This is a genomic window from Bradyrhizobium sp. LeoB3, assembly GCF_055456055.1.
Genome location: NZ_JBVBEF010000157.1, coordinates 1 through 11,122 on the forward strand (window position 1 = coordinate 1; position 11,122 = coordinate 11,122).

Annotated in this window: 11 protein-coding genes and 1 pseudogene; 11 read left to right on the forward strand and 1 reads right to left on the reverse strand. The window is 58.7% G+C overall.

The window, feature by feature from the left end; genetic code table 11:
• Positions 1–176: 176 nt before the first annotated feature.
• Positions 177–1,121: a transcriptional regulator NodD1 gene (gene nodD1 / locus ACZXDY_RS42625; RefSeq protein ID WP_028168856.1), complete on the reverse strand. Its 945-nt coding sequence runs from the start codon at positions 1,119–1,121 to the stop codon at positions 177–179.
• A 470-nt stretch (positions 1,122–1,591) separates the two neighbouring features.
• Here nodD1 and ACZXDY_RS42630 point away from each other — a divergent pair, with 470 nt between their 5' ends.
• The 11 genes and pseudogenes from ACZXDY_RS42630 (at position 1,592) to ACZXDY_RS42680 (ending at position 10,886) form a co-directional block, all read left to right on the forward strand.
• Complete coding sequence (locus ACZXDY_RS42630) at positions 1,592–2,017, forward strand: response regulator (RefSeq protein ID WP_028168857.1); 426 nt, start codon at positions 1,592–1,594, stop codon at positions 2,015–2,017.
• On the forward strand, positions 2,014–2,649 hold the full coding sequence (locus ACZXDY_RS42635) for a NodA family N-acyltransferase (protein WP_283813299.1): 636 nt from the start codon (positions 2,014–2,016) through the stop codon (positions 2,647–2,649). The genes ACZXDY_RS42630 and ACZXDY_RS42635 overlap by 4 nt, the downstream gene beginning before the upstream one ends.
• Positions 2,646–3,320, forward strand: coding sequence for a chitooligosaccharide deacetylase NodB (gene nodB / locus ACZXDY_RS42640; RefSeq protein WP_463718890.1), 675 nt, complete (start codon positions 2,646–2,648; stop codon positions 3,318–3,320). The genes ACZXDY_RS42635 and nodB overlap by 4 nt, the downstream gene beginning before the upstream one ends.
• Positions 3,317–4,672 carry a chitooligosaccharide synthase NodC gene (gene nodC, locus ACZXDY_RS42645; RefSeq protein WP_130228495.1) on the forward strand — a complete coding sequence of 452 codons (1,356 nt, stop codon included), beginning with the start codon at positions 3,317–3,319 and terminating at the stop codon, positions 4,670–4,672. The genes nodB and nodC overlap by 4 nt, the downstream gene beginning before the upstream one ends.
• A gap of 27 nt (positions 4,673–4,699) precedes the next feature.
• Positions 4,700–5,359: a nodulation methyltransferase NodS gene (nodS, locus tag ACZXDY_RS42650; protein WP_130228494.1), complete on the forward strand. Its 660-nt coding sequence runs from the start codon at positions 4,700–4,702 to the stop codon at positions 5,357–5,359.
• Positions 5,341–7,071 carry a nodulation protein NodU gene (gene nodU / locus ACZXDY_RS42655; protein ID WP_464349610.1) on the forward strand — a complete coding sequence of 577 codons (1,731 nt, stop codon included), beginning with the start codon at positions 5,341–5,343 and terminating at the stop codon, positions 7,069–7,071. The genes nodS and nodU overlap by 19 nt, the downstream gene beginning before the upstream one ends.
• Positions 7,059–7,973: a nodulation factor ABC transporter ATP-binding protein NodI gene (gene nodI, locus ACZXDY_RS42660; RefSeq protein WP_028168862.1), complete on the forward strand. Its 915-nt coding sequence runs from the start codon at positions 7,059–7,061 to the stop codon at positions 7,971–7,973. The genes nodU and nodI overlap by 13 nt, the downstream gene beginning before the upstream one ends.
• Before the next feature lie 3 nt (positions 7,974–7,976).
• The gene (locus ACZXDY_RS42665) at positions 7,977–8,765 is read left to right on the forward strand and encodes an ABC transporter permease (protein WP_130228492.1); all 789 of its coding nucleotides are present in this window, start codon (positions 7,977–7,979) and stop codon (positions 8,763–8,765) included.
• 95 nt (positions 8,766–8,860) lie between these two features.
• A pseudogene (locus tag ACZXDY_RS42670) lies at positions 8,861–9,013 on the forward strand (aldo/keto reductase); the annotation flags it as partial.
• A gap of 37 nt (positions 9,014–9,050) precedes the next feature.
• Entirely contained in the window at positions 9,051–9,854 is an 804-nt protein-coding gene (locus tag ACZXDY_RS42675; protein ID WP_464349611.1) for an aldo/keto reductase, read from the forward strand.
• 291 nt (positions 9,855–10,145) lie between these two features.
• Complete coding sequence (locus ACZXDY_RS42680; protein ID WP_028168864.1) at positions 10,146–10,886, forward strand: sulfotransferase; 741 nt, start codon at positions 10,146–10,148, stop codon at positions 10,884–10,886.
• The last annotated feature ends 236 nt before the right edge of the window (positions 10,887–11,122 follow it).

The following is an 11,122-nucleotide window of genomic DNA, read 5'->3' on the forward strand; positions in this document are numbered from 1 at the left end:
TTCGCGGCGAGCGGCACCGGGCTTCTAGCTCCAGACGCTCCTTCCGCGAAACGCGGACTTCTCTTGCTTCGGGAATCGTCCCGATCTTGAATCACGACTCACGTTCTATGAAAAGTGGGTACCTAGTGTAGATCTGAATTGTCGCCGAGAGCGGATGGTAAGACGCTTTAGTGAACTTAGCAGCGCCTGCGGTTTCGGGTGGTCTCACGCGGAGAAGCCATGCAGGAGGCCTCCTGCAACAATATCCGCCGCATCCAAATACTTGCCGGATCAGTATTATGAAGGGCCGGCCATTGGATGGCCTCGGTGAATGCGGGAAGCGGGAGCGGTGCTTCGACGATCCGGAGGGGGATCGTCTTTGCGAAATGCTGGGGCAGCCTTGAGGGCATCGTCGCTATACGCTCAGTCCCCGATAGCATCGGCGGGATCATGGTAAATCCTTGCACAACGACCTCAATGCGTCTCTTAAGACCGTGCTCAAGCAAGAACCATTCCTCAATATTCGGCCTCAGGGCCCGCCCGAACTTGGCCGCAACATGTCCCATTGACATGTATTGCTCGAATGTAAGCTGCCGTGGCAGCTGCTTGTTCGTCTGGCAGCCTACGCACACGAGCGTCTCCTCGAACAGTGTCGCTTTAGGATGCGCGCTCGACATGAATAATTCCGGTAAGACAAGAAAGTCGACTTCGCCGCGCTGCAGAAGCTCATCAGGCTCATCGACAAATGGCAGAAATTCGAAGCGGACGGCGGGAGCTTCCCGCGCGACACGGTCGACGATCTGTCTAAAGAAAACGATTGTCATGAAATCGGAAAGGAGAATCCGGAAGCGGCGATCCGACTTAGCTGGGTTGAACGTGTCGCGGGAAATTATGGAGAGCTGAATGTGCACCAGCGCCTCGCGTATCGGCCCGGCGAGCCGTTCCGCTCGTGCTGTGGGGACAAGTTCCCGGCCCCTCATCGTAAATAGCTCATCGCGGAAATAGGCGCGCAAGCGGGCCACGGCCGCACTCATAGCCGGCTGGCTCAGATTGATGCTGCGTGCCGCCGCGGTGAGATTACGCTCTCTCATCAGAGCATCGAGCGCGACGAGAAGATTTAGATCAAGGCCTTTGAAGCGCATGGCGTGGAGTTATCCATCGTGTGGATGTGTTCAATAAAAATAATCGATTTTACCAATTTTGCGCAATGGCGGATACCAAAGCCGGTCGGTCAGCACAATAAAATTCAGGCCGATAAGGAATGGTTGCCAGTCTTTCTCCTGGCTCCGCGAAAAGTCTCAGCTGCACCCCGAGCCCCGACCGAAGCGCATGTCCATTGCGGCCACAGTTTTCAACGGGTTGTATGAGCTGCAGCGCAGTGGCTTGACGCGACAGGCGTGGCGCAGATCGCTTACGCGCTCACGACCGGTAAACGTTCGTATAGCTTTTCCAACCGTTTCTATATCGGCCGCTTACCTCCGTAGAATTGAGCCAGCGATCAACTTCGCCTTAACATCCCAACAAGTCGGGAGCTGCCGATTGCCGGCACCCAATGCCTTTGCGACCCAGGCCCAATTTATCACGTATCCATAGCAGTCAAATCGTGCAGAAAATGCAGGCGAAGTCCCCGGTAGATTTGGTGCAAATGGCACATGCGCTCGACGTTGTCTCCATCGTGGATCGCGATGCATCGGTCAATCAAGCGCTGACAGACGTGCTCTTGTCGACAAGCGACAACCCCGAACCTTTCCAGTGCGCAGATGAGTTGAAATCCAACCGTCCTCTCAGCACGTCCTGTTTGATCGCGGATGTGCAGTTGCCCGGAGTGGCCGGGCTTGAGCTATGCCAGCACTCGGCCGCATCCGGAAAGGCCGATCTCACCATTCTGCTCACGAGCCGTCCCGGCGACAACCACTGGCTGCGGGCGCTGCGAGCCAGCGTTTCCCATTCCCTGGTGAAGCCGTTCATCGGTAGCGAACTGCTCGCGTGCGTCAAGTCCACCCTCGAATGCCGGTCGGCGCAAAGGAGGCACCCATGAATATTGCCGTATCCAGCTCTACGGGGGGTCTCTCAATGCGCTCTCAGGTGCGGTGGAAGCTGTGCTGGGAAAACGAGTTGCAACTCGCCGACCATGTCGAACTCGCCGAGTTCTTTCGAAAGACGTATGGGCCGACTGGGGCGTTTAATGGAAAGCCATTCGAAGGCAGTCGAAGTTGGGCCGGCGCGAGGCCTGAGCTCCGTGTAATCGGCTACGACTCGCGCGGTGTAGCGGCTCATATGGGCTTACTGCGCCGTTTCATCAAGGTTGGCGCGGTCGATGTACTAGTGGCCGACCTAGGTTTGTACGCGGTACGTCGAGATTTTGAGGGACTCGGAGTCACCTATCACGGTGCAGTGCACGTCCTGCGTCCAACCCTGCAAGAGCTTGGTGTTCCCTTCGGCTTCGGCGCGGTTCGGCCTGCGCTGCAGAAGCATGTTGAAAGGGTCGCCCGGCACGGTTGGGCAACCGTTTTGTCGGGGGTTCGCGTGCGGTCGACCCTTCCAGATGTGCGTCTCGACAAGCCGCCCACACGCACCGAGGACGTACTCATCGTGATTTTACCAATTGGACGGTCGATGAGCGAGTGGCCGACCGGCACGATGATTGATCGGAACGGGCCAGAGCTGTGACACACCTCGACTGCTCTTGCGAAGCGCGCGGCGAATACGCTGACCGCACCGAAAGTCGCGGCGTCTATCTGACGTTTGACGACGGTCCTAATCCACTTTGCACGCCGAATGTCCTCGATGTGCTGGCGGAACACCGAGTGCCAGCGACTTTCTTCGTCATCGGCGCGTACGCGGCGGACCAGCCGAAACTAATCCGACGAATGGTCGCAGAAGGGCACGAGGTCGCAAACCACACAATGACTCATCCGGACTTGTCCAGATGCGAACTCGCCGAAGTGCAACAAGAAATACTAACGGCGAGCAGAGTCATCAGGATGGCATGCCCCCAGGCCTCGCCGCGGCACATGCGTGCACCCTATGGTATGTGGACCGAAGAGGTGCTCGCTACGTCAGCGAGGGCTGGGCTGGCTGCCCTGCACTGGTCAGTAGACCCGCGAGACTGGTCTCGTCCCGGCGTTGACGCGATTGTCAACGCGGTGATGGCCTCTATCCGGCCGGGAGCAATTGTGCTCTTGCACGACGGATGTCCACCCAGCGAGTTGGGACGGGGCACTCATGCTGGTCTGCGCGATCAGACCGTCTTGGCGCTTTCCAACCTGATTCCAGCATTGCGTGTCCGCGGATTTTCAATCCGCTCGCTTCCTCAACCTCACCAAACCGGCACCCTATGAACCTGCTTACCACAACCAGCACTGTCGCTATCTCGGTCTATGCGCTTCTCTCGACTGTCCATAGAAGCGTGCAGGTGCTTTATGCTCTGCCGACAAACGTTTCATCGCCGTCGGGCGACGTGGTCAACTCCGACGCTCTACCAAGCGTGGATGTCATCGTCCCCTGCTTCAACGAGGACCCGCGTACGCTCTCGGCGTGTCTGAAGTCCATTGCAAGCCAAGACTACGCCGGAAAACTGCGGGTCTATGTGGTTGATGACGGTTCTGGAAATCTCGACGCTGTGGCACCCGTTCACGACGCCTACTCTGACGACCCGAGGTTCGGCTTCATTCTGCTGCGAAAGAATGTCGGAAAGCGGAAGGCACAGATCGCTGCGATACGCCGCTCATCTGGAGATCTCGTGCTCAACGTCGACTCGGACACGATAATAGCAGCCGATGTGGTCACGAAGCTTGCACGGAAGATGCAGGATCCAGCGATCGGGGCGGCCATGGGGCAGTTGACGGCGAGCAACCGAAGCGACACTTGGCTGACCCGGTTGATTGATATGGAGTACTGGTTGGCTTGCAACGAAGAGCGCGCGGCACAAGCTCGCTTCGGCGCCGTTATGTGCTGCTGCGGCCCATGTGCGATGTACCGTCGTTCCGCGCTCCTGTTGCTACTAGATCAGTACGAGACGCAATTCTTTCGGGGAAAGCCAAGCGACTTCGGTGAGGATCGCCATCTCACGATCCTCATGTTGAAAGCAGGGTTTCAAACGGAGTACGCTCCCGACGCCGTCGCGGCAACAGTTGTTCCGGACAGGCTAGGGCCGTATCTGCGCCAACAACTCCGTTGGGCACGGAGCACTTTCCGGGATACGTTCCTTGCGCTGCGCCTGTTGCCTGAACTTGATCGCTATCTCACGCTAGATGTAGTCGGACAGAATCTCGGCCCGCTACTTCTAGCCCTGTCATCGCTAACGGCGCTCGCGCAGCTCGCACTCACAGCCACAGTGCCGTGGTGGGCAGGACTGATTATCGCATCAATGACCGTGGTTCGCTGCAGCGTCGCAGCGTTTCGTGCTCGCGAACTTCGATTTCTCGGCTTTTCTCTGCACACACTCATCAACATCTTTCTCTTACTCCCCGTGAAAGCCTATGCATTGTGTACATTGAGCAATAGCGATTGGCTGTCGCGCCAGGCTGCCAAGCTACCAAACGGGGGGGGAAAGCAGGTCGTCATCCGAAATCCGGTCGGTGGACCAAATGCTACAGAAGGTCCGGGAATTGGTGGGTCAATCCGAAGGAGGGATCTTTCGCGTGCTTCTTCGAGGTTGGTAACGTCTGACAGCGCTTGCAGCGGCGAGTGATCGTGCAGTTACATAGGTGAATAGCTCGTGAGCCTGGATAAGAAATACCAACTGTTAGAGCGGGAACTGGCTGCCGACGATCCGTGGCGCCTCGACGGAAATCCGTTTGAGCGGGAGCGTCACACGCAAATGCCGCGGCTTTCGCTTTCCAGAGGGTCTATCACAAATGCCCTCGAAGTGGGGTGCGCAGCCGGCGCATTCACGGAAAAGCTGGCGCCGCACTGCAAACGGCTCAGAGCGCTCGATGTCGTGCCGCGAGCGATTGGTCGAGCGTGCCAACGGACGAAGAGATGGTCGCACATCACGTGGATAGTCTGCGACGTTCAGCAGTTCTCGACCGGAGAGCTGTTCGATTTGATCGTCGTGGCGGAAGTTCTCGATCACCTGGCTGACACGGCCGAGATACGCGCGGCCATTTGCAAACTAGTGCGGATGCTTGCGCCGGAAGGGCCGCTGGTTTTCGGATCCGCGCGCGATGCCACGTGTCGGCGCTGGGGTCACCCTGCTGGTGCCGAGACGGTCATCAGCATGTTGAACGAAACGCTGATCGAGGTCGAGCGGCTGCAGTGCCATGGCGAGTCGGTCAACGAAGACTGCTTGCTCGCCTGCTTCCGGAATCCGATTCGATCTCGAGTCAATCGAATCGCCGACGTTGACATGGAGGCACAATGCGCATCTGCGGTATAAAGCTGACGCATGACGGGGCGATCGCTCTTGTCGAGGACGGACGGCTCGTCTTTTGCGTCGAGCAGGAGAAGCGGGGCAACAATCTGCGATATCAAGCCATCGACAATCTCGACGCAGTTGTCGCCGCTTTAGCGGAGCACGGTCTGGATCCGCGGGATGTCGATCGGTTTGTCATCGATGGTTGGGACGGGGAAGTCGAATCCCAATTCGAGGCCCTCAGTGGGACGGCAGCGATCACTCTTAAAGGGGCGCCGTATGTTGAACGCCATGCCGAGGGCCTTCTCACTTCGCACGACGGCTTTGGGCTCATGCTCGAGGGCAGGCTCTTCCCTTATAGAAGCTATCCGCATGTCGCAGGCCATGTGGCCTCCGCATACTGCACCAGCCCCTTTGCCAAAGCCGGACAACCAGCCTTCTGCTTGGTATGGGACGGCTGCATCTTTCCACGTCTCTACTATGTAGATCGTCGGGGCGCCCGGTTCCTCGAATGCCTGTTCCCGATGATAGGCCATGCATATGGTGCCGCTGGCTCTCACTTCGGACCTTATAGGCAGGCGAACCGGACCAGCTGGGACCTAGGTGTTGCCGGCAAGCTGATGGCTTACACCGCGCTCGGGTGTGCTGATGAAGCCATGATGGCGGTATTTCAGGAGCTCTACGAGGAGCGCTTTGCGGCCGACACGGAGCAGGCTCGCCGTTACCGAGCGGGCATAAACAGCGCGGAGTCGTCACTTGCGGCTATGCACGACTTCTTCGAGCGGAGCGCGCTGCGATTGAAGGCTAAGGCACCCGAAGATGTACTTGCATCTTTTCATTGTTTTCTCGAGCGTCTCCTTGTTCAGGAAGTGACAGTCGCTTTGCAGCGGCATTCGAGTTTTCCGGGATCGCGCAACTTGTGTATAGCCGGTGGCTGCGGTCTCAACATAAAATGGAACAGTGCACTACGTGCTAATGGCCTGTGCGATGCTGTCTGGGTGCCGCCCTTTCCGAATGACAGCGGCTCGGCAATCGGCGCGGCTTGTGCCGCAATGGCGGCGGACATAGGCTTCGTGCCGCTGGAATGGTCGGTCTACAGTGGCCCAGCCCTGGCACGCACCGATGTGCCGTCTGAGTGGGAGGCTGCGCGCTGCAGTATGCATGAACTTGCTGCCATCCTGGCGAGCAATAAGCCCGTGATTTTCCTCGCCGGCCGCGCAGAGCTCGGACCACGAGCGTTGGGCGGCAGAAGCATTCTCGCAGCCGCGACATCGGCGGGAATGAAGGATCATCTTAACGACATCAAACGTCGCGAACACTTCCGGCCAGTGGCGCCGATATGCCTGGAAGATCGCGCGCCGGAAATTTTCAGCCCTGGAACGCCGGATCCTTACATGCTGTTCGATCACCAGACGCGAGCGGAATGGCGGGACAAAATCCCCGCCGTTGTACATCTCGACGGGTCTGCCCGGTTGCAGACCGTTCCTAGAAACTCTGAGCACAAAGTCGCTGAGCTTCTCGTCGAATATGAAAAACTCACGGGCATTCCGCTGCTTTGCAATACGAGTGCCAACCACCATGGGCGTGGGTTTTTTCCGGATGCCGCCGCAGCCTGCCAGTGGGGACGCGTTGAACACGTATGGTGCGACGGCCTGCTGTTGACCAAGCCGCTTGCAGCTGAGCTATCGCCGGGCGACGGCATCCCTCACGCCAAGATGAGCGCATGTCCGCGATAGCGATCGGCCTTACCGGCGTAACAAAGTCATATGGCGATAAGGTCGTTGTCGACCGGCTGTCGTTCACCGTTGCGTCGGGAGAGTGCTTCGGCTTGCTGGGACCGAATGGCGTAGGCAAGAGCACGATTGCGCGCATGGTTCTCGGCATGGCGTCAGCTGACGCGGGCAACATCACCGTGCTCGGGGAACCAGTGCCGGGACGCGCTCGCTTGGCTCGCATGCGCATAGGCGTGGTCCCGCAATTCGACAATCTTGATCTCGAGTTCACGGTCCGGGAGAACCTGCTGGTGTTCGGGCGCTATTTCGGCATGAGCGCGCACCAAATCGAAGCGGTCACGCCGTCACTGCTCGAGTTCGCTCGCCTCGAGAACAAGACGAATGCGCGCGTCGCCGAACTCTCTGGCGGCATGAAGCGGCGCCTGACGATAGCGCGTGCGCTCATCAATGACCCTCAGCTCCTCGTCATGGACGAGCCGACAACCGGCCTCGATCCGCACGCGCGCCACCTGATCTGGGAACGGTTGCGCTCGCTGTTGGCGCGCGGCAAGACGATTCTTCTGACCACCCACTTCATGGAAGAAGCCGAACGGTTGTGCGACCGGCTGTGCGTACTCGAGCAAGGGCGCAAGATCGCTGAAGGCCGGCCTCACACCCTAATCGACGAGCAGATCGGCTGCCAAGTGATCGAGATCTACGGTGGCAATCCGCATGAGTTGGGTGCGCTGATCAGGCCGTACGCGCAGCGTATCGACGTGAGCGGTGAGACGCTCTTTTGCTATGCGCCAGATCCGGAGCGGGTGCGCGGGCAGCTGCGCGGGCACACGGGTCTACGCTTTCTGCAGCGTCCACCGAATCTTGAGGATGTCTTTTTGCGGCTGACTGGGCGGGAGATGAAGGACTGAACCATGTGGGGACGTTATGCGGCGGCTCTGCCCGCCAATGCGTGGAACTGGATCGCGGTATGGCGACGCAACTATCTGGCGTGGCGGAAAGTCGCGCTGGCATCGGTTCTCGGGAACGCCGCCGAGCCTATGAGCTCTCTATTCGGCCTCGGCTTGGGCCTCGGAGCAATGCTAGGTCGCGTTGACGGCACCTCATATATCGCGTTTCTGGCGGCTGGCATGGTCGCGACAAGCGCGATGATTTCCGCCACCTTCGAAACCATTCATGCGGCTTTCGCTCGCATGCATCATCAGCGCACCTGGGAAGCAGTCCTGTGCACGCAGCTCACGCTCGGCGACATCCTTCTCGGTGAAGTGGCGTGGGCAGCCAGCAAGGCCTTTCTGGCCGGGGCGGCAATTACGATTGTTGCCGCCATCCTGGGCTACGCAGCGTGGCCATCCATCCTCTATGCGCTGCCAGCTATCGCCCTCACCGGTCTCACCTTCGCGAGCCTGGCGATGGTCGTCGCAGCGCTTTCACCAAGTTACGACTATTTCGTGTTTTACCAGACGCTCGTCCTCACACCCATGCTGTTCCTGTCCGGCGCGGTCTTCCCGGTCACCCAACTGCCCGACGCCTTTCAGCAGGTGGGGCGCTTCTTGCCGCTGGCACATTCGATCGATCTCATTCGTCCGGCGATGCTTGGCCGCCCGGCCGGCAGCGTCGGCCTGCATATCGGTGTAATTTGCATGTACGCAGTATTGCCGTTCTTCCTGTCGGCGGCACTTTTTCGTCGACGCCTGATGCGTTGACGCTACTCACGACCACTACGAGAAGGAGATATGCGATGCAGTATCGTGAACTGGGCCGCAGCGGCTCGAAGGTGAGCGCGCTCGGCTTGGGCACTATGAGTTGGGGGGAGCAGAACGAGGAAGCCGAGGCGCACGCGCAACTGGACGCAGCCCTAGATGCCGGCATAAACTTGGTCGACACTGCCGAAATGTACCCTGTGCCACCCCGTGCGGAGACACATGGATTTGCGGAGCGCTATATCGGCAGTTGGCTACGCAAGACCCGGCGCAGGCAAGACGTCGTGCTTGCGACCAAAGCCGTCGGCCCTGTTCGAGCAGGCAAGGCAAACTTTGCCCTATGTGCGCGACGGCCGCGTCAGCTACACACGCGCCAATCTGTTCGAGGCCGTGGACACCAGCCTGCAAAGGCTCCACACGGACTATATCGACCTCTACCAACTGCACTGGCCCGACCGCAGCACCAACGTCTTTCAGTTAGTCGACTACCAGTACGAACTCGACGAGGACACGGTCCCGATCCTGGAGACGCTGGAGGCGTTGGACGCACTCGTCAGAAGCGGTCGCGTTCGTCACATCGGGCTCTGCAACGAAACACCTTGGGGCCTTGCGCGCTTCCTGCATCACGCAGAAGTACATGGTTTAGCCCGCGTGATAAGCATTCAGAATCCGTACAATCTGCTTAACCTCGACTTCGAGAACGGCCTCGCCGAGATGGCTCAGCGCGAACGGGTAGGGCTTCTAGCGTATTCGCCGCTCGCGATGGGCACACTGACCGGTATGTACCTGGGTGGGCAGCGACCAGGCGGTTCGCGGCTGAACTTATTAGGGAGATTCTTCCGCTACAGCAATGAGAGGGCCCAGCATGCGGCCCTCGCATATACAACGCTGTTTCGGGAACATAACATTGATCCAGCGCACGGCGCGTTGTCATTCTTCAGCAGCCGGCCATTCGTTGCAAGCACCCTCGTAGGCGCGACCTCCGAGCTGCAGCTAAAGCACAACATCGCCAGTGTGGAAGTCAGCCTGTCACGCGAGGTCCTCGATGGAATTCAGTCAATCTATCAGCGTTATGGAACGCCGTCCCCATGATTCGGGTATTGGCCTCCTGGTACAAATCACGTCGCCGATCGGGTCCCGTGAGCCGTATTGTGAGAACCAGGACAAAGAGCCGAGCGGGTTGAAACCGGACACTCACGCCGGCCTGCGCGACCAGACGGGTCATGGTGCTGTCCCGCTTGATTGCAGCGTTGCATGAGCGCGGATTTAATCCCCGCCGCTTCTCAACATCATTGAAAGAGTCGGCGGAGAGATGACAGCGTGGATTCTTGTGCGGGGCGCCACCCCAAGCCTCGCGATCAATATTAGTTGGAGCCACATGCAATGACCTACCCCGCACTGTCACCTGAGCCCTTTGTAATTCTTGGGATGCCAAGGACTGGCACGCACTATCTGGAAGCATTGCTAAACGAGCATCCGAACGTGTTCAGTAACGGTGAGTTGCTCAATCCATATGATACGAAGTGGCCCGATAAGGATCGCCTGCTACATAGCGATCGCGAGCTCCTAGAACTTGCCTACCTGCGCTATCCCCCGCGGAGCGACAAGGTGACGCACGTTGGCTGCAAGATCAACGAACCTCAGTTTCACGATCGTCCGGGCTTTTTTGCCGAGCTGGCCGGTTGGCCAGGCCTGAAGGTCATCCTCGTGGTTCGCAGAAACACATTGGAATCGCTACGATCGCTGGTGCAGGCAAGGCAAACCCGCCAATGGCTGAAATTCAGCTCTGACAACGCGGCTCCGCCGCCGTGCGTCAGATTGTCAATCGCCGACTGCGAGGCCTACTTCAAGACTGCCGACAATTTCCACGCTCGGGTCGCGCACTCCTTCGCGCCGACCAACATGCTTGTGATTGAGTACGAGAGTCTTCTTCGCGAACCCGCCGCTTGCTTGGCAACGATTTGGGAGTTCTTCGGGGTTCCAGCGCTTCAGCTTTCTGGTCGCGCCATTCTTCAGCGCCAGGAAACGCGACCGCTGGACCAGACGGTACAGAATTTTCATGAGTTGCGGCTTCACTTCGCAGACGGACCTTACGCTAGATTGTTTGAGGTCGGTAACTTCTGACTGACCTTCGCGGCGGCGAGCGACAGTGCACCTCACTCAGGTGGAACCTCACTCAGGTGGAACGGTCCTGAGTCAGGCCAGTAGAGTGTCCCTATCACGACGAATGGAGCGCGACATGCTGTGTCTAGGAGTAAGTGGCGGGCTAGACAAAATTTATGAATGCGTGACCCTGCCGGCCACCGCCAGCCCGTGCCGGTTCTCCATGGTGGCGTGGCCCATATAGCAAAGCTTGGCCT